The 26166-nt window shown below is 59.7% G+C and carries 24 protein-coding genes; 10 read left to right on the top strand and 14 right to left on the bottom strand.

Features of this window, described 5'->3' with window-relative positions:
• A complete protein-coding gene (locus AC3IX1_RS23160; protein WP_489385955.1) occupies positions 1 to 471 on the bottom strand; it encodes a nuclear transport factor 2 family protein in 471 nt (156 codons plus the stop codon).
• 105 nt (positions 472 to 576) lie between these two features.
• Positions 577 to 1203 carry a response regulator gene (locus tag AC3IX1_RS23165; RefSeq protein WP_489385956.1) on the bottom strand — a complete coding sequence of 209 codons (627 nt, stop codon included), beginning with the start codon at positions 1201 to 1203 and terminating at the stop codon, positions 577 to 579.
• 383 nt (positions 1204 to 1586) lie between these two features.
• Between AC3IX1_RS23165 and AC3IX1_RS23170 the strand changes: the two genes are divergently transcribed.
• From AC3IX1_RS23170 to AC3IX1_RS23185, 4 genes are all read left to right on the top strand, one after another.
• Complete coding sequence (locus tag AC3IX1_RS23170; RefSeq protein ID WP_489385957.1) at positions 1587 to 2213, top strand: DUF1120 domain-containing protein; 627 nt, start codon at positions 1587 to 1589, stop codon at positions 2211 to 2213.
• Positions 2214 to 2369: 156 nt separating this feature from the next.
• Complete coding sequence (locus AC3IX1_RS23175; RefSeq protein WP_489385958.1) at positions 2370 to 3086, top strand: fimbria/pilus chaperone family protein; 717 nt, start codon at positions 2370 to 2372, stop codon at positions 3084 to 3086.
• 109 nt (positions 3087 to 3195) lie between these two features.
• Positions 3196 to 5679 carry a fimbria/pilus outer membrane usher protein gene (locus tag AC3IX1_RS23180; RefSeq protein ID WP_489385959.1) on the top strand — a complete coding sequence of 828 codons (2484 nt, stop codon included), beginning with the start codon at positions 3196 to 3198 and terminating at the stop codon, positions 5677 to 5679.
• A 10-nt stretch (positions 5680 to 5689) separates the two neighbouring features.
• Positions 5690 to 6832: a DUF1120 domain-containing protein gene (locus tag AC3IX1_RS23185; RefSeq protein ID WP_489385960.1), complete on the top strand. Its 1143-nt coding sequence runs from the start codon at positions 5690 to 5692 to the stop codon at positions 6830 to 6832.
• A 13-nt stretch (positions 6833 to 6845) separates the two neighbouring features.
• Here AC3IX1_RS23185 and AC3IX1_RS23190 read toward each other — a convergent pair whose 3' ends face one another.
• From AC3IX1_RS23190 to AC3IX1_RS23215, 6 genes are all read right to left on the bottom strand, one after another.
• Positions 6846 to 8150 carry a CynX/NimT family MFS transporter gene (locus AC3IX1_RS23190; protein ID WP_489385961.1) on the bottom strand — a complete coding sequence of 435 codons (1305 nt, stop codon included), beginning with the start codon at positions 8148 to 8150 and terminating at the stop codon, positions 6846 to 6848.
• Positions 8140 to 8799: a FadR/GntR family transcriptional regulator gene (locus AC3IX1_RS23195; protein ID WP_489385962.1), complete on the bottom strand. Its 660-nt coding sequence runs from the start codon at positions 8797 to 8799 to the stop codon at positions 8140 to 8142. The genes AC3IX1_RS23190 and AC3IX1_RS23195 overlap by 11 nt, the downstream gene beginning before the upstream one ends.
• Before the next feature lie 247 nt (positions 8800 to 9046).
• Positions 9047 to 9811 (bottom strand): amino acid ABC transporter ATP-binding protein, encoded by a 765-nt coding sequence (locus AC3IX1_RS23200; RefSeq protein ID WP_007989979.1) that lies wholly within the window; start codon positions 9809 to 9811, stop codon positions 9047 to 9049.
• A 28-nt stretch (positions 9812 to 9839) separates the two neighbouring features.
• A complete protein-coding gene (locus AC3IX1_RS23205; protein WP_218494240.1) occupies positions 9840 to 10937 on the bottom strand; it encodes an amino acid ABC transporter permease in 1098 nt (365 codons plus the stop codon).
• Positions 10938 to 10947: 10 nt separating this feature from the next.
• Entirely contained in the window at positions 10948 to 12129 is a 1182-nt protein-coding gene (locus AC3IX1_RS23210; RefSeq protein WP_489385963.1) for an amino acid ABC transporter permease, read from the bottom strand.
• Between the two features lie 65 nt (positions 12130 to 12194).
• On the bottom strand, positions 12195 to 13226 hold the full coding sequence (locus AC3IX1_RS23215) for an amino acid ABC transporter substrate-binding protein (RefSeq protein ID WP_008018591.1): 1032 nt from the start codon (positions 13224 to 13226) through the stop codon (positions 12195 to 12197).
• A 467-nt stretch (positions 13227 to 13693) separates the two neighbouring features.
• Here AC3IX1_RS23215 and AC3IX1_RS23220 point away from each other — a divergent pair, with 467 nt between their 5' ends.
• The 5 genes from AC3IX1_RS23220 (at position 13694) to AC3IX1_RS23240 (ending at position 19021) form a co-directional block, all read left to right on the top strand.
• Positions 13694 to 14350, top strand: a complete 657-nt coding sequence (locus AC3IX1_RS23220) for an alpha/beta hydrolase (RefSeq protein ID WP_489385964.1) — start codon at positions 13694 to 13696, stop codon at positions 14348 to 14350.
• Between the two features lie 106 nt (positions 14351 to 14456).
• Positions 14457 to 15947 carry an ATP-dependent RNA helicase RhlB gene (gene rhlB / locus AC3IX1_RS23225; RefSeq protein ID WP_489385965.1) on the top strand — a complete coding sequence of 497 codons (1491 nt, stop codon included), beginning with the start codon at positions 14457 to 14459 and terminating at the stop codon, positions 15945 to 15947.
• Positions 15948 to 16070: 123 nt separating this feature from the next.
• Entirely contained in the window at positions 16071 to 17015 is a 945-nt protein-coding gene (locus tag AC3IX1_RS23230; protein ID WP_489385966.1) for an ornithine cyclodeaminase family protein, read from the top strand.
• 146 nt (positions 17016 to 17161) lie between these two features.
• Entirely contained in the window at positions 17162 to 18289 is a 1128-nt protein-coding gene (locus tag AC3IX1_RS23235) for an NAD(P)/FAD-dependent oxidoreductase (protein ID WP_489385967.1), read from the top strand.
• A gap of 90 nt (positions 18290 to 18379) precedes the next feature.
• Complete coding sequence (locus AC3IX1_RS23240; RefSeq protein ID WP_489385968.1) at positions 18380 to 19021, top strand: helix-turn-helix transcriptional regulator; 642 nt, start codon at positions 18380 to 18382, stop codon at positions 19019 to 19021.
• Positions 19022 to 19133: 112 nt separating this feature from the next.
• Here the strand turns inward: AC3IX1_RS23240 and AC3IX1_RS23245 are convergent, their stop codons facing one another.
• The 6 genes from AC3IX1_RS23245 to AC3IX1_RS23270 all read right to left on the bottom strand — a co-directional run bounded on the left by AC3IX1_RS23245 (position 19134) and on the right by AC3IX1_RS23270 (position 24454).
• Complete coding sequence (locus AC3IX1_RS23245; protein ID WP_489385969.1) at positions 19134 to 19910, bottom strand: ABC transporter substrate-binding protein; 777 nt, start codon at positions 19908 to 19910, stop codon at positions 19134 to 19136.
• Between the two features lie 287 nt (positions 19911 to 20197).
• A complete protein-coding gene (moaE, locus tag AC3IX1_RS23250; RefSeq protein ID WP_489385970.1) occupies positions 20198 to 20650 on the bottom strand; it encodes a molybdopterin synthase catalytic subunit MoaE in 453 nt (150 codons plus the stop codon).
• A 3-nt stretch (positions 20651 to 20653) separates the two neighbouring features.
• The gene (gene moaD / locus AC3IX1_RS23255) at positions 20654 to 20896 is read right to left on the bottom strand and encodes a molybdopterin converting factor subunit 1 (RefSeq protein ID WP_075945584.1); all 243 of its coding nucleotides are present in this window, start codon (positions 20894 to 20896) and stop codon (positions 20654 to 20656) included.
• A complete protein-coding gene (gene moaC / locus AC3IX1_RS23260; RefSeq protein ID WP_007972660.1) occupies positions 20893 to 21366 on the bottom strand; it encodes a cyclic pyranopterin monophosphate synthase MoaC in 474 nt (157 codons plus the stop codon). The genes moaD and moaC overlap by 4 nt, the downstream gene beginning before the upstream one ends.
• Before the next feature lie 233 nt (positions 21367 to 21599).
• Positions 21600 to 22994, bottom strand: coding sequence for a PhoH family protein (locus AC3IX1_RS23265; RefSeq protein WP_223440979.1), 1395 nt, complete (start codon positions 22992 to 22994; stop codon positions 21600 to 21602).
• A gap of 335 nt (positions 22995 to 23329) precedes the next feature.
• Positions 23330 to 24454 carry a polysaccharide deacetylase family protein gene (locus AC3IX1_RS23270; RefSeq protein WP_489385971.1) on the bottom strand — a complete coding sequence of 375 codons (1125 nt, stop codon included), beginning with the start codon at positions 24452 to 24454 and terminating at the stop codon, positions 23330 to 23332.
• Between the two features lie 267 nt (positions 24455 to 24721).
• On the opposite strand from AC3IX1_RS23270, the gene yaaA reads away from it, so the two are divergent.
• Positions 24722 to 25501 carry a peroxide stress protein YaaA gene (gene yaaA / locus AC3IX1_RS23275; RefSeq protein WP_057713390.1) on the top strand — a complete coding sequence of 260 codons (780 nt, stop codon included), beginning with the start codon at positions 24722 to 24724 and terminating at the stop codon, positions 25499 to 25501.
• The last annotated feature ends 665 nt before the right edge of the window (positions 25502 to 26166 follow it).

Here is a 26166-nt window from a genome sequence, read left to right on the forward strand (position 1 = left end):
TCAGCGACTGGCCTGGAATGCCTTCAGGCCCTTCAATGCCTGTGCGCGAACGGCGTTTCTCATCAGCGGCGTCCAGCCAAGCAGCAGGCCTTTGAAGCCCAATGCCTGACGCGACCAGGCCCACAGGTCGAAGTGGTCGTGATGCTCGCAAATTTTGTCGTCACGGAAGACGAAACGCGCCTGGATATCGTTGATCACGATGTTACCTGTCTGACTGAACAGGTAGGTCGCGACCCAATGGGCACCACCGCTGCGCTCATCGGCGCGGACGTTGTCGAACGTCAGGGAGAAATCCTTGGCACGGGTGGTGAGCATGCGCCACATGTCGCCGGCATCCCGGCCACGCAGCTCGCCGAACGCCGGATCACTGAACACCACGTCATCTGTATAGCAGGCGCTCATGGCCTCGGCATCCAGTCGCTGGAACGCTTGGTAGAACCGGGTGATCAATGCGCTGTGGGCGTCATTCATGTGCAAGCTCCGCAGAATTGAGAATGCTTGCACGATAATCCGCAAATACGCCGAACACTATTGGCATTCGCCACGAAAATATCGGGACTGCCAATCTACCACGGGCTAGGGCGACATTCCGCTGTCACGGGCATAGGAAAAAAGATCGACATCTGTGGAAATGCCCAGTCTGAGCATGGCCATGTTTTTTTGTTTGCTGATGGTTGAGACGCTGCGTTTGAAGTGGCTGGCGATTTCGCTGACGGTCATGCCGCTGGCCAGCATCCGGACCACTTCATGCTCTTTGGCCGACAGTCGCGATTCGTGCAACTGACTGCTCGTATTGGCCAACAGCGTGCGCAAACACTCACTGAGATAGCGTCGTCCGTCACTCACCGCGTTGATCGCCAGGGGCAGTTCGGTGGCCGAGTCGGCTTTGGCGACGATGCCCGATACCCCTTGAGCCAACGCCGCCCTCGCCGTCGTCACACTGGTAAACATCGTCACCAGAATGATCGGCAATGTCGGGTAGCGTCGTTGAATCGTACTCAGCATTTTCAAACCATCGGCATGCTGCCCGCCCGGCATGGCGAAATCGGTAATCAGCAAATCACAGGGCGTTTCTGCAAGCAGGCTCATCAGGCTGTCCGCACCATCTGCTTCTCCCACAATTTCACATTGTCGGCTGGCATTGATGAGTATCCGCAGACCGATACGAACGACGGAATGGTCATCTGCAATTACGACTCGCACCGTGGGAATCCTCCTACTTGTGACTGGAAGATTCGGAAAATAGCGTCGTTCTTCGCGCTCCACAACACCCTGAAAAACCCTCGTTTTTACTCTCCTCAATGTATTCAAGGGCCGGGGCTTTTTACCTGTCAAACAACAGAAATAACCTACATCGTTTCGCGCGAAAGGCTACAGAGCCGGACTAACTCCTGAGCGTCTTCCGAAAGAATACTTTTTTCTCGCAACACTCTTTCATACAGACAGTCGTCCCTTTTCGTATTTGTTGCATTCCTCCCAAACACCCTTCTCGCTAAGTTGTGCCTATCGAGACAGCCTGTCTGCACCGTTGTTGTGCCGGACCCACCGTCACCTCATCCAACCTTTATTCAAGAACGAGTGAATACATGAACAAGACACTGATGACCCTAGGCACTGCATTACTCTTTAGCGTGACTTCGTTTGCTTACGGCAGTTCCAGCACCGACTTGACCGTCACAGGCCTGATTACACCGGCTGCCTGCACACCTAGCCTGTCCGGAGGCGGTATTGTGGATTATGGAAAAATCTCCGCAAAGGATCTGAATCCGGACACCCACACCCAGTTTCAAGACAGAACCGTCCAACTGACCGTGAGCTGCGACGCACCTGTGAAGTTTGCAATTGTTCCCGTCGACAACAGAGCCGGCACCTCGTCTACTGCCGGTGCCTTCGGGTTAGGCCTGATCAACGGCAATGAAAAGCTCGGACGTTATTTTTTGCACTACCTGAATCCGGTCGCAAATGTTCCTTCGCTGGCGATTCAGTCTCAGGACAACGGCCAAACCTGGCTTGAACTTGACAGCTCCGCGCTGCAACCTGACGACCTGCTTTCATTCGGCAGCACTAACACAGGCGTCACGGCGCCCCACGATGTTCAAGATGTCGTCGTGGACATTTTGCTCTTGACCGCCATCGCCCCGGCCAACGGCCTTACGCTAACCGACGAACAGAAAATCGACGGTTCGGCAACCCTGCAGATCACCTACCTGTAACTCGATAGCGTCTTCGGGCAACGGCTGACTCCAGCCGTTGCCCGTGCTCTGAAGGGCTCCCGCCAAAGACCTCGTTTCTGCCTCTCGCGCTATCGGTGATTCCCGAGTACGGCCCATGTCAACGACCTTTTTTCGTGACCACCAATGAGGCACGTCATGACGATTTTTTTAAAATTCGCACGCCAATTGATCCTCTCCGGTGTCGGTGCATTTGCATGGTTCCTGCCCTTGCTGGCTCAAGCCGACGGCATGGTGCCCGACACCTCCGTGGTGATCGTCAACGAGGCCAACGGCGAGGCATCCGTATCCGTGACCAACACCGATGACAGCCTGGTGTTGCTGCACGTCACCATTGAAAACATTCCAGAAGACACCGAGCCCCTGGTGTTCGTGACGCCACCGCTGGCACGGGTTGAACCGTCCAGGACCCAGTTGATCCGTTTCATCCTGCAATCGGAAAAGCCCCTGCTCACCCAGCGGTTGAAACGCGTGATCTTTGAAGGCATCCCCCAAGGCAAGCCCGTTGCCGAAGCCGGGCATGCCCGAGTAGGTGTAACGGTGCGCCAGAACCTGCCTGTCATCCTTCACCCGGCCGGCCTGGCGCCCAACCGCACGCCGTGGACCGACCTGCGATGGTCGCTGCAGGATGGCCAACTGACCGTGAGCAACCAGACACCTTACGTCGTACGCCTGGCTCAGGAACTACAGATGCTGCCTTCCGGGGACCCTGCAATGCTGCCGCGAACCTACCTGTTGCCCGGTGACCGGATCAGCGTGTCGGTGCCCGCAAGGACCGCCACCCAGGTACGCCTTCAACCGGCGACCGTCTACGGCTTTGCAGTGCCGCCCTACGACGCCCCGATCACCCCTTAGAACCGGACCACCGATAGCGCCAACCGGGAAGAGCGGGCGCTGATGTTTCAACGCGAACCTGATGCCGTAGCGGTTCAGGCCAGCGCACAGGTCAACCCAAGTGAACTCCATGAACACTGTATTGAAATACCGTGGCGGCGAAGCCATGCCTGCTTTCAGGCCTGCCGGCACTCGTCCTCGCCTGCCGCCGCTGCGCACCGGCGTGGTATTGCTGATGACCAACACGTTGATGATGCTCGGTGCCCGCGCCGAAGATCCCGGCAGTGCTTCGTTGCTGACCTCGTTCGACCAGAAGACGCTGATCCAACGCGGTATCGATCCGGCGCTGGCGACCCAACTGCTGAACGCCCCACGCTTCACCGCCGGCCGCCATCCGATCACACTCACCGTTAATGGTCAGCGCGAGGGACGCGTAGACGTTACGTTCAATAAGGAAGGCGACTTGTGCTTTGACCTTGCCCTGCTTGATGCGGCAAACCTGAACGAGCCCACCGCCCCCACCAACGACCCTCGTTGTCTTGACGTTCTCGGCACTTGGCCGCAAACCCTGATCGAACAGGACCCCGCCAATCTCGGTCTGTCATTGATCGTGCCCACGGACGCCATGCGTGCGAAGGTCCGGGACTTCTCGGGTTATCAAACCGGTGGTGTCGCCGGGTTGCTCAACTATGACGTCAACAGCCTTTACAGCCATTACGGCGACCAATCGAATCGCTACCTGTCGGCCAACAGCGAAATCGGTTTCAATGCCGGCGACTGGATCGTCCGTAGCCGCCAGGTGCAGACCTGGCAGAACGATCTGTCCCGCACCAGTCACCTGGCGGCGTACGCCCAACGCACCTTCACCGGTTATCAAACGGTGCTGCAAGCCGGTCAGATCAACCTCTATAACCCGGTGCTGGCCACTGCGCAGATTACCGGTGTGCAACTGATGACCGAGCCGGCACTGCAGACCGAAAGCCAAAGCAGGCCCATCGAAGGCATTGCCCACGGCCAGGCCCGGGTCGAAATTCGGCAGAACGGGTCGCTGATCCACTCGACCGTGGTGCCCGCCGGCCCGTTCTCCCTAAGCAACGTTCAGCGTCTCGACAGCCGTTCCGATGTTGAAGTCGTGATCAAGGAAACCGCTGGCAGCGAGCAGCGCTTTACCGTCCCCGCGGCTCTGCTCGGGATGGACCTCCCGGCGTCTGGCTTTTCGCTGACTGCCGGACAGCTACGTCACCTCGGCGATACACAGACCGACGATCCCTGGCTGATCAGCGGGAGCTGGAGCGGGGCATTGAATCCGCACGTCATGCTCAGCGCAGGCGCCACCGGTGCCGCCGATTATCGTGCAATGGGCGCAGGCGTTGGCGTGCTGCCCTGGACCGATACGCAACTGCAGACAACCCTGCAAACCTCCGAAGTCAGTTCCGGCCACCCCGAAAAAGGCATTCAGGCCGATTTGAACCTTTCGCATCGCTTGGGTGAGCAATGGTCGATGAATGCCGGGATGTCCCACCGGACCTTCGGTTATCGCGAACTGTCGCAAGCGATGCTCGAAACCGAGTCGCCGCGCAACCGGTCCCGTTATCGCGACCAACAAAACCTGGGGCTGTCCTGGTCGCCTCCCGGGACTGGTGCACTCAGCGCCAGCCTCAGCCGCTCAACGTCCTTCGACGGACAAAGCAGCAGCCGCGCCATGGCATCCTGGGGCACCCTCATCGGCGGTGTATCGGTCTCGGCCACGGTGCAATGGCAAGTCAGCGGCACCCGGAACATCGATGACAGCGCCTATCTGAACTTCAGCATTGCGTTGGGTGAAAACCGTCGGGGGCGAACCTGGGTTCGCAGCTCTGCCGGCGAACATCGCAGCGGTGTGGGTTTGAACGAACAACTCAACGATCACCTGAGTTACCGGGTCGGCGTTGAGCATGACAGTCGCGACAGGCAAGTGCAGTCTTCCGCCGGTGTTTCGCTCCTGCCACGCTACAGCCAACTGGACGTGAGCTACACCCGCACTGATGCCGAGCGCCCCAGCTACCAGGTGGGAGCACGCGGTGGGGCGGTGCTGCATGGCGATGGCCTGACACTGTCGCCTTACCCCGTGCGCGATACCTTCGCGTTGCTCTCGGTAGGCGATGCCGCCGCCATCAAAGTCTCCACCCCCAGCGGCCCGGTGTGGACTGATTGGCGAGGTCGAGCCGTGGTTCCACACGTGACAGCCTATGGCCGCAACCCGGTGGAAGTCGATACCCGCTCGTTGCCGCGCAATCTCGATATCAACAACGGTCTGGCGGTGATATCCGCCGGGCGCGGCGCCGTCGACAAGGTCGAGTTCGGGGTCACCCAGACTCGCCGCGCCTTGCTCAAAGTCACCCTGGACAACGGTGCATCGCTGCCCCGAGGCGCGACGGTGAACACCGGCGATGGCGAGTTCGTCACGCTCGTACAGGAAGGCGGGCTGGTATTTCTGCCCAATGTCCTGGCGACTCCCACCCTGTGGATAGCCGCACCTGACCAGGATCGCTGTGAGCTGTACTTCGAGCTGCCGGCCAAGGCCGACACCCAGGCGTACTACGAAACCGCCCTCGCCCAATGCCGCACACCATAAGGATGACCGCATGAAACTGTCCGGACCTTTGATGCTGACCATCGCCACCCTGACGCTGGGCGGGCTCACGCCCGATGCCCGGGCGCTCGCCGATGACTGCCGGCTGAGCCTGAGCCAGTCGGTACTCGATTACGGTTTGATGCCCAAGGCGATTCGCACTCCCGAACCCCAGGAGCGAACCCTGGGTGAGCGTCGCGTGAGCTTGAACCTGAACTGCCCGCAACCCACCGACATGGGTGTGTTCTTTCGCGCCATGGCCGCGACCGAAGAGCGTTTTCGGTTGACCGACCACGGCAGCTACACCTTGCACATCAGTGATGCCGTACTTGATGGACAATCGGTGGACCTGGGTTTGATTTCCGCCGTCGGCCAGGCACCGCAGGCCACAGCCTCAGGCCTGCCTTGGCGACCTGGGCAGGCCATCGTTCCAGTGCGCAGTGGTGCCGCCGTGCGAGGGAAAAACCTGTCAGCTCAACTTCAACTGACAGCCTGGACACAGGCGCAGATGTCGCAGCTTCGCGACGCCGCTGTCTGGGAAACCTCCGGGCTGTTCGAGCCGGTCGCCGCGGGGCGCTCCGCAGAGATAACCCTGCGTGCGAGTTTTGCGCCCGCCGCGTGTCACGTGGAGCTGTCCAATGGCGGTCGGGTGGATTTCGGTCGGATGTCGCAAAACGATCTTGACCGCGACAACAGCACTCGCCTGCCACCCAAGAGCTTGACCCTACAGATTGGCTGCGATGCCCCGACACCCTTTGCCCTGCTCATGCACGACAACCGCGCAGGCTCGGCCACCGTCAACAGCGAGATTTACTACGGCCTCGGCCTGGACAACAGCAGCAATAAAATCGGTCTGTATTCGCTGAGCGTCGACCCCACCGACGCCAGCGCCGACAGCATCCCCCGCCTGTACCGAACCGATTCCACCACCGGCGGCGTGGCCTGGAGCCGCGCCAGTTCGAACCCGATACCGATGGGGCAGAGAAGCTTCCTGGGGTTTACCCATAACGCAGGCAGCCTCTCAGGCCCGGTGCCGATCCAGAAGCTCACCACCAGGGTAACGGTCGAGGCCGTCATCGCCCCCACCTCGACCCTGGACCTCACCGACAAGGTGATCCTCGATGGTTCGGCGACGCTGGAAGTCCTGTATTTGTAGCGTTTGACCGCGTTTAAATTTTCTCGCTGACTACCTGCACGTACAGCGCTCGACCGGCACCGAGCCCAGCGATGATCGCACTGAGGCCAATGACGCCGAAGATCCAGCCCACGGCCGTCCAGCCGCCGGTCCAGTCATGCACGATACCGACCGCGAACGGCCCCATGGACGCCAGGGTGTAACCGAAGCCCTGGGCCATGCTCGACAGGTTCGCTGCAACGTGGGAGTCCCGCGAGCGCAGTACGATCAGCGTTAATGCCAGGCTGAACGTGGCGCCCTGCCCCAGCCCCAGCACAATCGCCCAGCCCCACAGACCTTCAATCGGGGCATAAAGGCAGCCGAACAGTCCGCCGAGGGTCAGGGCCATCACGATCACAATCGCCAGGCGCTGATCCTTGCCGCGTGTCGCCAGCCATGGCGCGGCGAGGGAGCTGACCAGTTGAACGATCACCGAACCCGACAGCACCAGTCCGGCCTGGGTCGGGGTCAGGCCGCGGCCGATCAGGATCGACGGCAACCAGCCGAACACGATATAGGCCAGGGACGATTGCAGGCCCATGTACAGGGTCACTTGCCAGGCCAGCGGATCACGCAGCAGGCCGCGAACCCGGTAGGCCACGTTGTGCGCGCCGTATTTCTGGCCGACTTGCGGCAACCAGAACAGCGCGGCCGCCAATGCCGGAATGACCCAGAAACCGAGGCCCAGCGCCCAGTTCTTGTCGAAGTGTTCACTCAACGGTACGGTCGCACCCGCCGCCATCGCCGCCCCCAGGCACAGGGCCATGGTGTAGACACCGGTCATGGTCCCGGCCTGTTTCGGGAAATCGCGCTTGACGATGCCCGGCAGCAACACGCCGATCACGCCGATGCTGGCACCGGCCAGCACACTGCCGGCAAACAGGCCGATCTCACCGAACGAACTGCGCAGGATGATCCCGCCTGCCAGGGTCAGAAGAATGCCCAGCACCACCCGCTCCGCACCAAATCGCCGCGCCAGCACGGGTGCCAACGGCGCAAACAGGCCCAGGCAAAGCACCGGTAACGTGGTCAGTAATCCCGCCGCGGACGCCGACAAGCCAAGGGACTTCGAGACCTCGCTGAGCATCGGCGCCATGCTCGACAGCGCCGGGCGCAGGTTCAGCGCCACCAGAATCAGGCCCAGCAACAACAACCACGGCCTGAGCAGAACCGGGTGGGCGTGCTGGACCTGTTCGTCATCGGCCTCGGCATCGATCAGCAGTTCTTCCAGCTCGGCCGAACGTTTGAGGGCTGTGGATAACTCACTGCGGTGCATGGACTTCTCGGTTTCAAGGTTCATTGATCAACTGCCTCGACAGGGCTTTGGCCCGTTCCGGGTCGCGTTGCTCGACGGCATCGAGCAACTCGATGTGCAGATCGAACACTTCCTGACGGCGCGGGACGATGCTCAGGGTCTGGCGCAATTGCGCACCGACGATGCTGGAGAAATAGCGATACAACTCGCTGAGGGTCGGGTTGTGCGCGGCGTCCACCAGACGGCGGTGGAACACCAGATCGCAGGCGATGTAGGTGTCGAGATCGCCGTGATAGTGGCTGCCGCTGACACCCAGGGCCTCGCGCAATGCCACCAGGTCCTCATCGGTACGGCGCACTGCCGCCAGGCCAATGGCCTCGACTTCGAGGATGTGCCGGGTTTCCCTGGCCTGCTCAGGGGAGCAACGGGACAGCGCCTTCAAGGTATCGAGCGGATCGACCACCGCCCGCAGGTAACTGCCGTCGCCCTGACGGATTTCGATCAACCCGGAAAACGCCAACACCCGCATGGCTTCGCGCACGGTATTACGGCTGATGCCCAGCTCGGCGGACAGCTCAGGCTCGGTGGGCAAACGCTGGCCCACGACCCAGGTGCCCTGGTTGATGCGCAGGCGCAACTGATCCAGGGCCTGATCGACCAGGGATCGTTTCACCAATGGAGAAATTTCTGACATGGAATTCGCCCTCTCATCCAATCATAGGATGAATTTTCTGACATGTTAGTCAGCTTCATCAGAGAGAGCAAGACGATCCCTGTAGGAGCGAGCCTGCTCGCGATGGTCGTGAACGATGACGCGTTCTATCTGGACACTGCGTTGCTGTCACATTCATCGCGAGCAGGCTCGCTCCTACAGGGTCCCAAATTCCAGGCAAAAATAAACCCGGAACTCGGTCCGGGTTTATTTCAGTGCCTGGGGTCGATCAATGCAGGATCTGGCTCAGGAACAGCTTGGTCCGTTCATTCTGCGGCTTGTCGAAGAAGTCGTTCGGCGCGGCCTGTTCGACGATTTCACCCTTGTCCATGAAGATCACGCGGTTGGCCACGGTGCGGGCGAAGCCCATTTCGTGGGTCACGCAGAGCATGGTCATGCCGTCTTCGGCCAGGCCGATCATGGTGTCCAGTACCTCTTTCACCATCTCCGGGTCGAGTGCCGAAGTCGGTTCGTCGAACAGCATGATTTTCGGTTTCATGCACAGCGCGCGGGCGATCGCCACACGCTGTTGCTGACCGCCGGACAACTGCCCCGGGTACTTGTGCGCCTGCTCCGGAATGCGTACGCGTTCCAGGTAGTGCATGGCGATTTCCTCGGCCTTGCGCTTGGGCATCTTGCGCACCCACATCGGCGCCAGGGTGCAGTTCTGCAAGATGGTCAGGTGCGGGAACAGGTTGAAGTGCTGGAACACCATGCCGACTTCACGGCGGATCGCTTCGATCTGCTTGAGGTCGTTGGTCAGTTCCACGCCATCGACCACGATGCGGCCCTGCTGGTGCTCTTCCAGGCGGTTGAGGCAGCGGATGGTGGTGGACTTGCCGGAACCCGACGGGCCGCACAGGACGATACGCTCGCCTTGCTTGACGTTGAGATTGATGTCCTTGAGTACGTGAAACTGACCGTACCACTTGTTCACGCCCTGCATCTGAATAATGCCTTCAGGGCTCACAGGCTGTTTGATTGCTTCGCTCATCACAAAACTTCCTAAATTAGGTAGCGACTTAGCGCTTGTGGCCAGTGTCGAGCTTGCGTTCCAGATGCATGGAATAGCGCGACATACCAAAACAGAAAATCCAGAACACCAGGGCGGCGAACACATAGCCTTCGGTGGCCATGCCTAGCCATTTCGGGTCGGCGGCGGCTTGCTTGACGCTGTTGAGCAGGTCGAACAGGCCGATGATGATCACCAGGCTGGTGTCCTTGAACAGCGCAATGAAGGTGTTGACGATGCCGGGGATCACCAGCTTCAGGGCTTGCGGCAGAATCACCAGGCCCATGCTGCGCCAGTAACCCAGGCCCATCGCCGCCGCTGCTTCGTACTGACCTTTGGGAATCGCTTGCAGACCGCCACGCACCACTTCAGCCACGTAGGCCGACTGGAACAGGATCACGCCGATCAGCGCCCGCAGCAGCTTGTCGAAGTTCATGCCTTCAGGCAGGAACAACGGCAGCATCACCGAGGACATGAACAGCACCGTGATCAACGGCACGCCGCGCCAGAATTCGATGAAGGTCACGCAGACCACACGAATCGCCGGCATGTTCGAACGACGGCCCAGCGCCAGGACGATCCCCAGCGGCAACGCACCGGCGATGCCGACGGTGGCGATCACCAGGGTCAGCATCAGGCCGCCCCACTGGCTGGTCGCCACGGCGTCCAGACCCAATACGCCGCCATGCAGCAGGCACCAGGCAATGATCGGGTACAGCACCAGGAAGCTCAGCCCGTACACCGCCTTATGGTGAAAGCGCGAGATGAACAACGGCGCCACGCCGACAATTGCCAGCCACACCGTCAGGTCCACGCGCCAGCGCAGTACCGGCGGGTAGTAGCCGTACATGAATTGGCCGAAGCGTTGCTGGATGAACACCCAGCAGGCGCCTTCCTTGGTGCAGTCGGCCTGGCTGGTGCCGACCCAGTTGGCGTCAAGGATGGCCCACTGCAGGATCGGCGGTACCACCAGGTAGATGAGATAGAACGCAAACAGGGTCAGCAGGGTGTTGAGCCAGCTGGAGAACATGTTCGCGCGCATCCACGCCACCGCACCGATGCTGCGGCTCGGTGGAGGCATGTCAGGTTTGAAAGTATGAGTACTCATGCGCTTTTCCTTACCGCTCGATCAGCGCAATGCGCTTGTTGTACCAGTTCATCAGCAGGGAAATGCTGATACTGATCGCCAGGTACACGCTCATGGTGATGGCAATCACCTCGATCGCCTGGCCGGTCTGGTTGAGCACGGTCCCGGCAAACAGCGAGACCATTTCCGGATAACCGATACCGGCCGCCAGCGAGGAGTTCTTCGCCAGGTTCAGGTATTGGCTGGTCAGCGGTGGAATGATCACGCGCAGGGCTTGCGGGATGATCACCTTGCGCAGGGTCGGACCGTTGCGCAGGCCGAGGGAATGCGCCGCTTCGGTCTGGCCATGGCTGACCGACTTGATGCCCGAACGCACGATCTCGGCGATGAACGCCGCGGTGTACACCGTCAGGGCCAGGGTCAGCGCCAGCAGTTCCGGGATCAACACCCAGCCACCGACGAAGTTGAAGCCTTGCAGCTTCGGCATTTCCCAGTGCACCGGTGCGCCGAAAATCAGCGCGCACAGCGCAGGGATTACCAGGAAAATTGCCAGGCCAACCCAGAACTTGTGGAACGGCACACCGGTGGCTTCGAAGCGCTTGGTCGCCCAGCGGCTCATCAGCACGATGGCGACGATGGCGACTACAACGCCGATCACAAACGGCCAGAAACCGTCCGCCATCAACGCCGCCGGCATGTTCAGGCCACGGCTGCTGACGAAGAAGGTGTCGCCGAAGTTATGACTGTTGCGCGGCCCCGGCATGGTCAGGAACACCGCGAAGTACCAGAACAGGATCTGCAGCAGCGGCGGAATGTTGCGGAAGACTTCCACATACACCGTCGCCACCTTGGCGATGATCCAGTTCTTCGACAGCCGCGCCACACCGACGATGAAACCCAGGATCGTCGCCAGGATCACGCCGATGAAGGTCACCAGCAAGGTGTTGAGCAGGCCGATGACAAACACCCGGGCGTATGTGTCTGCCTCGGTGTAGTCGATCAGGTGTTGAGCGATGCCGAAACCGGCACTGCGCTCCAGAAAGTCGAAACCGGAGGTAATGCCCCGGTGTTGCAGGTTGGTCTGGGTGTTATCGAACAGATACCAGCCCAGCGAGACCACCGCGATAATCGTGATGATCTGGAATACCCAAGCACGCACGCGTGGATCGCTGAGGCTGAGCCTCTGCTTTGGTGCGCCGATTGAATTTTGCATGAAGTGCCCCGGAAATAATGGAACAGAACATCACCCGGTGGTTGGCCCACCGGGTGATAGAACCATCAGCGCACTGGTGGTGCGTATTGAATGCCGCCAGCGTTCCACAGAGCGTTCAGCCCGCGGTCGATTTCCAGCGGAGTGCTCTTGCCGAGGTTTTTCTCGAACACTTCGCCGTAGTTGCCGACTTGCTTGATGATCTGCACGACCCAGTCTTTCTTCACTTTCAGGTCTTTGCCGTATTCACCGTCGGTACCCAGCAGACGGGCAACGTCAGGGTTCTTGGTGCCCTTGGCTTCGGCTTCGACGTTCTTCGAAGTGATGCCGGCTTCTTCAGCGTTGAGCATGGCGTAGCCAGTCCAGCGCACGATGGCCAGCCACTCGTCGTCGCCATTACGCACGACCGGGCCCAGAGGTTCCTTGGAAATGGTTTCCGGCAGAACCACGTAGTCTTTCGGCGAAGCCAGCTTACTGCGCTGGGCGAACAGCTGGGATTTGTCCGAGGTCAGTACGTCGCAACGACCGGATTCCAGCGACTTGGCGCTTTCGTCGGAGGTGTCGAAGGTGATCGGGGTGTATTTCAGGCCGTTGCCGCGGAAGTAGTCGGAAACGTTCAGTTCGGTGGTGGTACCGGCCTGGATGCAGATGGTTGCACCGTCCAGTTCCTTGGCGCTCTTGACGCCCAGCTTGTTGTTTACCAGGAAGCCGATGCCGTCGTAGTAGGTAATGAAGCCCGGGAATTTCAGGCCCATGCCCGCGTCACGGGAGCTGGTCATGGTGGTGTTGCGCGACAGAATGTCGATTTCGCCGGATTGCAGCGCGGTGAAGCGCTCCTTGGCGTTCAACTGGCTGAACTTGACCTTGGTCGCGTCGCCGAAGACAGCAGCCGCCACTGCACGGCAGTAGTCAGCATCGATACCGACGATCTTGCCGGTGGAATCCGGAACCGAGAAGCCTGGCAGGCCATCGCTGACGCCACACTGCACGAAACCTTTCTTCATCACTGCATCCAGGGTTGCGCCCGCCTGGGCAAACCCGCTGACACCGAGTACCGCGGCTGCAGTCACGATAGCCAGGGTGGATTTCAACATCTTCATTCAAACCTCCAGTTTTGCTCTTGTTGTGTCGGAGCGTGAGTCCTGTCGCACCCTTTTGAGGCGTAGTCGACCCGTGTTGGCTTGTTTTGGGGTCAACCGACGTAAGACGTTAGCTATGAGTCTAGTAGGAGAAAATCCACGTCATGGAAAACTCACTCTCACCAGTCGGCCGAACGGGCTGTAGCCCTTTCACGTTCGCGAAGCCCCGTAGCGGCCTTTGGCGAACATCCATCACCGGATTCATTGCTATCCCACAGTCGGCAGTACACTGATAGTGTTACCGCCGGGCGCGAGATGTGTTGCACCGTTTCTCCATAGCAAAGCCCGTACCACACCGCTCGCCGAAGCGGTTCAGCTGCAGGTCAATAGCAAAACTTGTAACCTTGCGACATCTTCGTAACAGATCAACTAGACGCGCACTCAGCCCTCGCACTCAATGAGAGCGCACGCACATTTTTGGAGCAGCCATGACCAATCCCTTGATTCTTCAACCCGTCAAGACCGCAGATGCCTGCGTTATCTGGCTGCACGGCCTGGGTGCCGATCGCTACGACTTTCTGCCAGTGGCCGAAGCCCTGCAGGAAACCCTGTTGAGCACCCGCTTTGTTTTGCCCCAGGCACCGAGCCGCGCCGTGACCATCAACGGCGGTTACGAGATGCCGAGCTGGTACGACATATTGGCCATGAGCCCGGCGCGCGCGATCAATCGCGAGCAACTGGAAGAGTCGACCAACTGGATCATCGAACTGATCGAAACGCAGAAGGCCAGCGGAATAGACGCCTCGCGGATCTTCCTGGCAGGTTTTTCCCAGGGCGGTGCCGTGGTTTTCCACACCGCGTTTCTGAAATGGCAGGGACCGCTGGGTGGCGTAGTTGCCCTTTCTACTTATGCACCGAGCTTCAGCGACGAACTGCAACTGTCCGCCAGCCAGCAGCGCATTCCGGTGCTGTCGATGCACGGCCAGTACGACGATGTAGTGCAAAACTCGATGGGGCGCAGCGCCTACGAGCATTTGAAGCTGCGTGGTGTCACCGTGACATGGCAGGAGTACCCAATGGGTCACGAAGTGTTACCCGAAGAAATTCGCGACATCGGCGTCTGGCTCGCCGAGCGCTTGCGTTAAGCAATCCTGTTTACCTGTTTAAAAACGCCCTTTGATCCATCCCACTACGCCGCGCCCGATTCTTGCATTACACTGCCCGGCGTACATTCCTTAATCAATTGATGAGATGACCGTGCTCAAAGCACTCAAGAAAATGTTCGGTAAAAGCGAGACTGAGCAACTCGCGCCAGTTCCCAGCCCTGCGTCTCACGCTCCCGGCCACCGCACCGACGGTAATCAGTCTGAACGAGCCGCCACCACCGCGGCACCCAAGCATGAGCCGAAGACCGCAATAGCTGCCCAGCCTGCGGCGATAACAGCCCCGGAGCAGCCGCTCAGCGAAACGCCGAAACCCGCCAGACCGCGCCGCGAACCCAAGCCCAAGGCACCGGTCATCCCATGGAAACTCGAAGACTTCGTCGTCGAGCCCCAGGAAGGCAAGACCCGCTTCCACGATTTCAAACTCGCCCCGGAACTGATGCACGCCATCCAGGACCTGGGCTTCCCGTATTGCACGCCGATCCAGGCACAGGTGCTGGGCTTCACCCTCGCGGGCAAAGACGCCATCGGCCGCGCCCAGACCGGTACCGGCAAGACCGCTGCGTTTCTGGTCTCGATCATCACCCAGTTGCTGCAGACCCCGCCGCCGAAAGAGCGCTACATGGGTGAGCCACGGGCACTGATCATCGCGCCGACCCGCGAACTGGTGGTGCAGATCGCCAAGGACGCCGCCGACCTGACCAAGTACACCGGCCTCAACGTCATGACGTTCGTCGGCGGCATGGACTTCGACAAGCAGCTCAAACACCTCGAAGCCCGTCACTGCGACATCCTCGTGGCCACACCGGGCCGCCTGCTGGACTTCAACCAGCGCGGCGACGTGCACCTGGACATGGTCGAAGTGATGGTGCTGGACGAAGCCGACCGCATGCTCGACATGGGTTTCATCCCGCAAGTGCGCCAGATCATTCGCCAGACGCCGCCGAAGTCCGAGCGTCAGACGCTGCTGTTCTCCGCGACCTTCACCGAAGACGTGATGAACCTGGCCAAGCAATGGACCACCGACCCGTCGATCGTCGAGATCGAGTCGCAGAACGTGGCCAACGAAAACGTCGAGCAGCACATCTACGCGGTGGCCGCTGCCGACAAGTACAAACTGCTCTACAACCTGGTCAACGACAACGGTTGGGAGCGGGTGATCGTATTCGCCAACCGCAAGGATGAAGTGCGACGCATCGAAGAGCGCCTGGTGCGCGACGGCATCAATGCCGCGCAACTGTCCGGCGACGTGCCGCAGCACAAGCGCATCAAGACCCTCGAAGGCTTCCGCGAAGGCAAGATCCGCGTGCTGGTCGCCACCGATGTGGCCGGTCGCGGCATCCACATCGACGGCATCAGCCACGTGATCAACTTCACCCTGCCGGAAGTGCCGGACGACTACGTGCACCGCATCGGTCGTACCGGTCGCGCTGGCGCCGACGGTGTGTCCATCAGCTTTGCCGGTGAAGACGACTCCTACCAGCTACCGTCCATCGAGGAAAAGCTGGGGCGCAAGATCAGCTGTGAAACGCCACCGACGCATCTGTTGCGGGCCGTTGAACGCAAGCGTCCTCATTAAGCGACGCTGAAAAGACAGGCGCAGCCGGAAACGGACTGCGCTTTTTTTTCGCCCGGATATTGCTGTAGATATCTAAAAGTCCATAATAGACAAATTAGTTTACTTCAAACTCCGGAGCCGACCATGTCCAGTACGCCCCAAGTGATCACCCAAGCCCAGGCTCGCGAGCTACTGGCGCAGGTCGATGTGCCACAGATCCTGCGCAAACTGTTCCGCGACCTGGCCGCCGGGCAAGCCGTACAACCGGCGCAGCAACTGGTGGAGTTTCCACAGGGCGCCGGCGATTTCATCAACTATCTGGGCGTGCTGGCCGAAGACGGTGTGTACGGGATCAAGACGTCGCCATACATCGTCCGTGAACAAGGGCCGCTGGTGACGGCGTGGACGCTTTTGATGTCGATGCAGACCGGCCAGCCGCTGCTGCTGTGCGATGCAGGCGAACTGACCACGGCACGCACCGCTGCGACCACCGCCGTAGCAGTCGACGCCCTCGCGCCGCTCACAGCCAATCGTCTGGCCATCATCGGCAGCGGCAAAGTGGCCCAGGCGCACCTGCATTACGTGAAAGGCCTGCGCGACTGGCAGAGCATCAGCCTGTACTCGCCGAGCTTGAGCGAAGACGCCGAAACCGTGCGCCTGCTGAAAAACATCGAGCCTCGCCTGAACATCGTCGACAGTCGAGAAACCGCCGTTCAGGACGCCGACGTGATCATGCTCTGCACCTCGTCCGCCGGTCCGGTGATCGATCCATCGAGCTTGCGCAAACCGGCGCTGATCACCTCCATCAGCACCAATGCGCCCCGTGCCCATGAAGTGCCGCCGCAGAGCCTCAACGACATGCAGGTGTTCTGCGACTATCGTCTGACCACCCCGGGCTCGGCCGGTGAAATGCTGATCGCCGCCGAACGGCACGGCTGGGACAAGGGCGCGATTGTCGGCGACCTGCCCGACCTGCTCAGCGGAAAAGTCCTGCGCCCTGATTACGATCGCCATGTGTTTTTCCGCTCCATCGGCCTGGGCCTGGAAGACATTGCGCTGGCCAATGCGATCTACCGGCTGAATCACTAACACCGCGAAACCTGTGGGAGCGGGCTTGCTCGCGAATAGGGTCCGACATTCACCTGCGATGTCGACTGTCACACCGCTTTCGCGAGCAAGCCCGCTCCCACAGGGGATCATTACAATTCCGGCATTGTGCTTCACAGGAGACGTTCATGAGCCAGGCAGACTTCATCATCATCGGCGGCGGGATTGCCGGTGCTTCCACGGGTTTCTGGCTGTCGCAGCACGGGCGCGTGATCGTGCTCGAACGCGAATCCCATCCGGCCTATCACTCCACCGGCCGTTCGGCGGCGCTGTACACCGCGGCCTACGGCACCCCGCAAGTTCGGGCGTTGACCCTGGCCAGTCGGAACTTTTTCGACAACCCGCCCAGCGGTTTCTGCGAACACCCGCTGCTGACCCCGCGGGGCGAAATGACCGTAGATTTCACCGGTGACCCGGACGAACTGAACAGGCAATACCAGAGCGCAAAAACCATGGTGCCGGAGATGCAATTGCTCGACGCCGACGCGGCCTGCGCGTTGGTGCCGGTCCTGCGCCGGGAAAAGATCCACGGCGCCATCTACGACCCGACCGCCAGCGACATCGACACCGACGCCCTGCACCAGGGCTATTTGCGCGGTATCCGCCGCAACCAGGGTGAAGTGCATACCGACAGCGAAGTCGTCAGCCTGAGCCGCGACGGCCAAGGTACATGGCACGTCCAGACCGGCAACCAGACGTTCAGCGCGCCGATCATCATCAACGCCGCCGGCGCCTGGGCCGACAAAATCGGCGAACTGGCTGGCGCCAAGCCGCTGGGCCTGCAACCCAAGCGCCGTGCCGCGTTCATCTTCGCCGGCCCCGAAGGCGTGGACATCCATCATTGGCCGATGCTGGTCAGTCTCGACGAATCCTTCTACATGAAGCCCGACGCCGGGATGTTCCTCGGCTCGCCGGCCAACGCTGACCCGGTCGAACCCCACGACGTACAGCCCGAAGAGCTGGACATCGCCATGGGCATCTACCAGATCGAAGAAGCCACGACCCTGACCATCCGCCGCCCGACACGCACTTGGGCCGGCCTGCGCAGCTTCGTCAGCGATGGCGACCTGCTTTCCGGGTTCGATCCACAGGTACCGGGCCTGTTCTGGGTCGCGGCGCAAGGCGGTTACGGCATCCAGACCTCGCCGGCCATGGGCCAGGCCAGCGCGGCACTGGTGCGCGGCGCCGCGTTGCCCGAGTCGCTCAGCCATTTCGGCCTGAATGCCGAAATGCTCTCCCCTGCCCGCCTCGGCTGATCCTGATCCTCAGGTGACGTGCCCACACGATTACGGCACACTTTCAGCGCCCCTTTGATGGGGCGCTGACGCTGCCTGGAGTTCCACTGAATGAACGCCCCCGAAAAAGACTCGGCCCCGAACACTGCGTCGCTGGATAACTTCCGGGCGATCGCCGATGCCATCGCCACACTGTTCTTTCCCCACGCCGAAGTGGTGCTGCACGACCTGCGCACGCAAAAGGTCGACTACATCGCCAACAACCTGTCCAAACGGGAAATCGGCGACGACTCGGCGCTGGAAGACATGCTCAGCGACGATGTCAGCGAACGAAACATCGGGCCGTACGAAAAGCTCAACTGGGACGGTCAGAAGATTCGCAGCCTCAGCACGGTGCTACGGGACAGCGAAGATCATCCGCTGGCGATGTTGTGCATCAACCTGAATATTTCGTTGTTCGAAAATGCCAAGGCGGCTTTGGACCTGTTCCTGTCACCGACAAAGCTGATCCCGCAACCGGATGCACTGTTCCGTGATGACTGGCAGGAAAGGATCAACACCTTCCTCCACGCCTGGCTGCGCGAGCGCCAGTTGAGCCTGAATCTGCTGACTCGCGACCACAAGCGTGAACTGGTGCTGGCGTTGCACGCCGAAGGCGCGTTCAAGGGCAAAAGCGCCTCGAACTACGTGGCCAATGTGCTGAACATGGGCCGGGCGACGGTGTACAAGCATTTGAAGGAATTGAAGGGCTGAGCCCTGAGATTTGAGTTGTTTGATCCGACGCCATCGCGAGCAGGCTCGCTCCTACAATGGATCGGTGTACACCGTACCCTGTAGGAGCGAGCCTGCTCGCGATGGCGGACTATCAGTCGCCGTAAATGTCGGACTTGAAATACTTGTCCGAAATCTTCTGGTACTCACCACTGGCACGAATGCCATCAATGGCCGTGTTCAGCTCGCTGACCAACTCGATGTTGCCCTTGCGCACGGCAATCCCGGCACCCTCGCCCACATATTTCGGATCTTTCAGTTCCGGCCCGGCAAAGGCGTAACCCTTGCCACGGGGCATCGACAGGAAATCATTGAGTGGAATGGTGTCGGCAAAAATCGCGTCGAGGCGGCCAGCTGCCAGGTCCATGTAGATTTCTTCGTTGTTGCTGTAGCGCTTGACGTTGATGCCCTTGGGCTCGAACACCTCGGTGGCGTAACGGTCGGTGGTGGTGGCGCGCTGCACGCCGACGGTCTTGCCCTTGAGGCTGGCGTACTGGTCATCCACCACCGCACCATCCTTCATCACCAGGCGCGACGAGGTGAAATAGTACTTATGGGTGAAATCCACCGACTTCTTGCGGTCTTCATTGATGGTCATGGATGACAGCGCCATGTCGATTTTCTTCACTTTCAGGGAAGGAATCAGACCGTCGAACTCGCCCTCGACCCACACACACTTGGCCTTCATCTGCGCGCACAGGGCATTGCCGATGTCATAGTCGAAACCGACGATTTCGCCTTTTTCGGTTTTCGAGGCGAACGGTGGATACGCCGCTTCGATGCCGATGCGCAAGGTTTTCTCGGCGGCGAACACAGAGCTGCACGCCAACAGGCTCAGGGCCAGACCGGTGATGAGGGGGAACTTCTTCATGTTCGTTTTCTCGCGGTTGTTGTTGGTTTGGCAAGACAGAAGAAAAAGCTGAAACGGGTGAAAACCTTTTTTGTACTTATAATTCCATACTGGACTTTTATGTATAAATCGTCAATGAGGCAAATGCAGCCCGTGCCGGCCGATGGTCGGGTGGTGAGTCATCAAGATTTTTGTTGGTGCAGATGACGCCATCGCGAGCAGGCTCGCTCCTACAGTGGTTCTGCGAACACAGATCTACTGTAGGAGCGAGCCTGCTCGCGATGGCTTAATCAGAGACGCCGCAGAAATTACTGCTTCCAGCGATCCGCCGCCGCATGATCACTGTCACGCCCCTCGACCCAACGCGGCCCGTCACTGGTGATTTCTTTCTTCCAGAACGGTGCACGGGTTTTCAGGTAGTCCATGACAAAGGCGCAGGCGTCGAATGCCGCCTGACGATGGGCGCTGGCCGCGCCGACGAAGACAATCGGCTCGCCCGGTTCCAGGGCGCCGATGCGGTGCAGCACTTCCAGCTTGAGCAGCGGCCAGCGCTGCCCGGCCTCGATGGCGATCTTGCCGAGGGCCTTTTCGGTCATGCCGGGATAGTGTTCGAGGAACATCCCGGCGACATCGAGGCCGTCATTGAAGTCGCGCACGTAGCCGACAAAACTCACCACTGCCCCCACGCCAACATTGGCATCGTGCATGGCATTGACTTCGGCACCCGGGTCGAACGCGGTGGACTGCACGCGGATCGCCATGGCTCAGCCTCCGGTCACAGTCGGAAAGAACGCCACTTCATCGCCCTCGCTGACCGGCTCGTCGAGCTGGCACAGGTCTTCATTGCGGGCGCACATCAGGTTTTGCTCGCTCAACACCTCGGCACCGTCACGTTGGGCCAACAGCGCGCGGACGTCGTCGACGGTGGCGAAGTTGCCTTCTACTTTCACCGAGTCCAGACCCAATGCTTCACGATAACGGGCGAAAAACTTCACGGTAACGTTCATGGCTGCTCCGCCTGGAAATGACCGCTCTTGCCGCCGACCTTCTCCAGCAGACGCACGCTCTCGATGGTCATGCCGCGGTCCACGGCCTTGCACATGTCGTAGATCGTCAGCGCGGCAACGCTGGCAGCGGTCAGGGCCTCCATCTCGACGCCGGTCTGCCCGGACAGCTTGCAGCGCGCCACGATGCGCACCGAATCGTCGCCTTCGGCACTGAGCTCGACCTTGACGCCGGTCAGCATCAGCGGATGGCACAAGGGAATCAGATCGCTGGTTTTCTTCGCCGCCTGGATGCCGGCAATGCGCGCCACGGCAAACACATCACCCTTGGGGTGGCCGCCGCTGACGATCATCTGCAGGGTTTCGGGCAGCATGCGCACCAGCGCTTGGGCGGTCGCCTCACGGAACGTCACGGCTTTTTCAGTGACGTCGACCATATTGGCGCGACCTTGGGAATCGAGATGAGTCAGCACGGGATTACTCCTGATCAGGAGCGTCGATTGTAAACCTGCGGGTCAGATTTCCGCACGCACGATTGTCCGATCACATCGATTCCTGTGGGAGCGTGGCTTGCCCGCGATGGTATCAACGCGGTGTAACCATTAAACCGCGGTGCCTGCATCGCGGGCAAGCCACGCTCCCACAGGATTTGTGTCGGACATAAAAAACCGGGCGGCTGCGAGGCCGCCCGGTTTCGATGAAGCGATTACAAATGCGTTTCGGCGTATTCGGCCAGGATCGAACGTGGCACCCCTTGCAGGGTGATGTGCACCCCGTTCGGGAAGTCCTTGAAGCGTTCAGTGAGGTAGGTCAGCCCGGAGCTGGTCGCGGACAGGTAAGGGGTATCGATCTGTGCCAGGTTGCCCAGGCACACCACTTTGGAACCGGCGCCGGCACGGGTGATGATGGTTTTCATCTGGTGCGGCGTGAGGTTCTGGCATTCGTCGATCAGGATCAGGCTCTGCTGGAAGCTGCGGCCCCGGATGTAGTTGAGGGATTTGAACTGCAACGGCACTTTGCTGAGGATGTAGTCGACGCTGCCATGGGTACTTTCGTCATCCATGTGCAAGGCTTCGAGGTTGTCGGTGATGGCGCCCAGCCACGGCTCCATTTTTTCTGCTTCGGTGCCGGGCAGGAAGCCGATTTCCTGGTCCAGGCCCTGCACGCTGCGGGTGGCGATGATGCGGCGATAACGTTTGCTGACCATGGTCTGCTCGATGGCAGCGGCCAGCGCCAGGATGGTTTTACCCGAACCCGCGGCACCCGACAGGTTGACCAGGTGGATGTCCGGATCGAGCAAGGCGTACAGCGCCAGGCTCTGATAGATATCACGCGGTTTGAGGCCCCAGGCTTCCTGGTGCAGCAGCGGTTCCTGGTGCAGGTCGAGGATCAGCAAGCGGTCTTCTTCGATCTCCTTGATCCAGCCGACAAAGCCCTGTTCATCAATGATGAATTCGTTGATGTGCACCGCCGGCAGGTTGTCGATCAATTGCACCTGATGCCAGGTGCGGCCGTGGTCCTGACGGGTTTCGACCTTGCTCACGCGGTCCCAGAAAGAGCCGGTCATGTTGTGGTAGCCGTTGGGCAGCAAGGACACGTCATCGACCAGTTGGTCGGTGCTGTAGTCCTCGGCCGCGATCCCGCAGGCGCGCGCCTTGAGGCGCATGTTGATGTCTTTGGTGACCAGCACCACGGGCTTCTTCGGGTCGCGCGCGTGCAGGTCGATCAGTTGATTGATGATTTTGTTGTCGTTCAGGTGCTCGGGCAGAATCAGGTTCGGCTCGGCATGCTTGCTCATCAGAATTGACAGCAAACCCTTGGGTCCGCTTTTGCCACGCTGGATCGGCACACCCTGCTCGACATCCTCAGGTGAGGCATCGCCCAGAGTCTTGTCGATCAGGCGGATGGCCTGGCGGCATTCGGCGGCTACGCTGTGATGCCCGCTCTTGAGCTTGTCGAGCTCTTCAAGCACGGTCATCGGGATCGCGACGTGGTGTTCTTCGAAGTTAAGCAGCGCGTTTGGATCGTGAATCAATACGTTGGTATCGAGTACATAAAGGATTGGCTGGTTGGAAGAAGAGCTACGTCCGTGATCATCCATACTCGGTCACCTTTGTGGGAGCCAGTCGACGCAATACCTTGACGGTTCTGCGCCTCGAAGTGACTGCCGAATCTCACCTGTCGAGACTCAAGTGACTGCAAACAAACGGGTCTTGGAAGACGCCACCTGTGTTGCAGGTTTCGGCGGTCTGTCTTCGTAATACTCCAAAACGTGTGACAGAAAAAAGTACTTTGACGCTTTTTTGAAGTTTATTTTTCAGAGTGACCAATAACACTTGGCGGACTGCCATCACCCGTTTACAGTCGGAAGTCCACCTGCAACGAATCCCTCTCAAAAACCACCAAAAACCCAATGTTTACGGGGTTTTGTCGTTTTCAGCGAAACGCATCCTGGCAGTCCTCCCAGCCGATCCCGACAGGTGCCGTTTGCGTGACCAGCCACGGCAACGCCGTTTTCACTGCATCCTGTTTCACATTGAAATTGATCACCCCGTGCCGCCACAGCAGCATCAGGGTCAGCACCCGTTGCGCACTCGGGTTGCCCTTGAGTTTGCCGGCGCCGTCCTGGGCGTCGATGTCCCACAACGCTACCTGCAACCCCTGAGTCTTGAAGAAGCCTTCGGCATCGGCACGGCGCTGACCGTCGGGCGGACGGAACAGGGGCACGTAGTTTTCCGGCAGTTTGCTTTTGACCAGTTCGGCGCTGCGGCGCACCGAGTCCTGCCAGTCCTGCCAGTGACTGTGGGAACGGAACTCCCAGCCTTGTACGCCAATGCACTGGCTCGAGTAAGTCGCTTGCAGGTTACTCACCGAATGCTCGGCCAAGCGGGCCTGGATGTCCTTGCCAAGGACGAAGAACGTCCCGCTCAGGTTCGACTTGCGCAGGTACTCGGTGACCCAGGCGGTGTTATCCGGCGCGGCGTTGGCGGCGCTGTCGAAGGTCAGCAGAAACAGCCGGTCATGCATCCCGTCGCCGCTGCGCTCATAGTCGCCAAAATGATCGACTTCGCTGCTGGTTTGCGGGAACAAGGCGGCCTTGCGCAGCTGCTCGTCCAGGTACTGGGTGTGGAACACACGGCTCGGTTCGGCCCACTTGATGTAGTAGCTGTCTGCGCCGACCTGGAACTTGGCGGCCTGTTCGCGCAGGGTGGGCAGGTCTTCGACCAGAAAACAGAAGGAGGCATCCTGGTCGCAACTCTGTTGGGCGAGGTTGTAGTTGGCCAGCAGCCGTTGCCACATGCGCTGGCGAACCCGGTTGACCGACTCCAGATTGATCGTGCGCAGGCCCAGGCGCTGGGCCAGGGCGGGTTCATCCAGCGACTCGCTGGCCAACAGCACACTGGAAAACATGAGGATCTCGGCCCTCGACGCCACGTCGAACAGCGTCGGGTTACCGAGTTTTTCCGGCCAGGTGCTGCGATCGAGCGTCGCCACATCGCCCGGGGCCGCGATGGCGCCGAAGCTCAGTAGCCAGATCGAGATGAGAAAAGCGATGCGCAATGGGATGTCTCCATAACAAAACCCGCGCGGCACTATAGCTGATCCAGACACACCTCCTGCAGCAACACAGCCCCCTTGTAGGAGCGAGCCTGCTCGCGATAGCAATATTTCAGGCACCGCCTTTGGTGAATGTCATACCGCAATCGCGAGCAGGCTCGCTCCTACAGGTTTGGTGCAAGGCCACCGGCCATCACCTATGGACGCCATAGCTGGAGTCAACACGAACAACCCCCTAGAATCGCCGCCACGATTAAAGGAGACGACTTCATGCTGATGGTGATTTCACCCGCCAAGACCCTCGACTATGAAACACCGCCGGCGACCCAGCGCTTCACCCAGCCGCAGTACCTCGACCACTCCCAGGAGTTGATCCTGCAATTGCGCGAGCTGACGCCCGCGCAAATCAGCGAATTGATGCACGTCTCCGACAAGATCGGCGGGCTCAACGCCGCGCGATTCGGTAGCTGGACCCCTGCGTTCACCCCGGAAAACGCCAAGCAGGCGCTGCTGGCGTTCAAGGGCGATGTGTACACCGGCATGAATGCGCAAACCCTCAGCGAAGCCGATTTCGATTACGCCCAAAAACACCTGCGCATGCTCTCGGGCCTCTATGGCCTGCTGCGCCCGCTGGACCTGATGCAACCCTATCGCCTGGAAATGGGCACCAAGCTGGCCAACGCCCGGGGCAAGGATCTGTATGCCTTCTGGGGCACACGCATCAGCGAATGGCTGAACGAAGCCCTGGTCGATCAAGGCGATGACGTGCTGCTCAACCTGGCGTCCAACGAGTATTTCTCGGCGGTCAAACGCAACGCCTTGAACGCGCGCATCATCAACACCGAATTCAAGGACCTGAAGAACGGCCAGTACAAGATCATCAGCTTCTACGCGAAAAAAGCCCGCGGCTTGATGAGCCGATTCGTCATCGAAGAGCGCATCAACGACCCGGCCACCCTCAAACAGTTCGACGTTCAAGGCTATCGCTACAGCGCCGAACAGTCCAAGCCGGACAATCTGGTGTTTCTGCGCGATCACGCACCAGAGTGATGCATCCGGTAGGCGCACGACCTCCACAAACCCTCGTGCGCCGACCCTTGACTCACTTCAGCCTTTCCCGCCTTTTCGCCATTTTTATGGCGCCAGAAAAATACCTACCGTTTTTCTAACTTTAGTTTCACTCGACTTCAGTCATTTTTTTGCGTAGTGGCACTGACTTTTTTAACAGTAGTGGCAAAAAAATATCCCCTCCGATGAGCCGCCTATATATAAAGGGCGAAACGGCAAGTGCTATCAATTTGAGAGCAGTGCCATCTTTCTCAATATTTCAAGAAATTTCAAATTTCGCGATGAGCGGACTGGAACTATGTCCAAACGCGCCGCTCATACCACCGGTAACGATTCTCGCCGAGCGTGTACGAGATAACTTACGCAGATAAGCGATTCATGTAGCGAAGTTGTAATACTAACTTGAGCTGACTAATCACTGATTTGGACAACAGCAAGCGGAGAGGAGATAACGCGGTATGACTATCCCCTACAAGGCCACGGCAGCGCCCCTATAAACGTGCTCACCCGAGCACCCAACCGCTTGATCCACGGGCTTTCGGCCTGAAATCAAGCGTGCAACACCTTTGCACCTGCATCTTCTGAAAAAGAGGATCGGCTGCATAACAGGGCAAATCACAACAACAAGGCCTAGTTGCGCACACCTT

The organism is Pseudomonas sp. KH_046_2, from assembly GCF_057838985.1.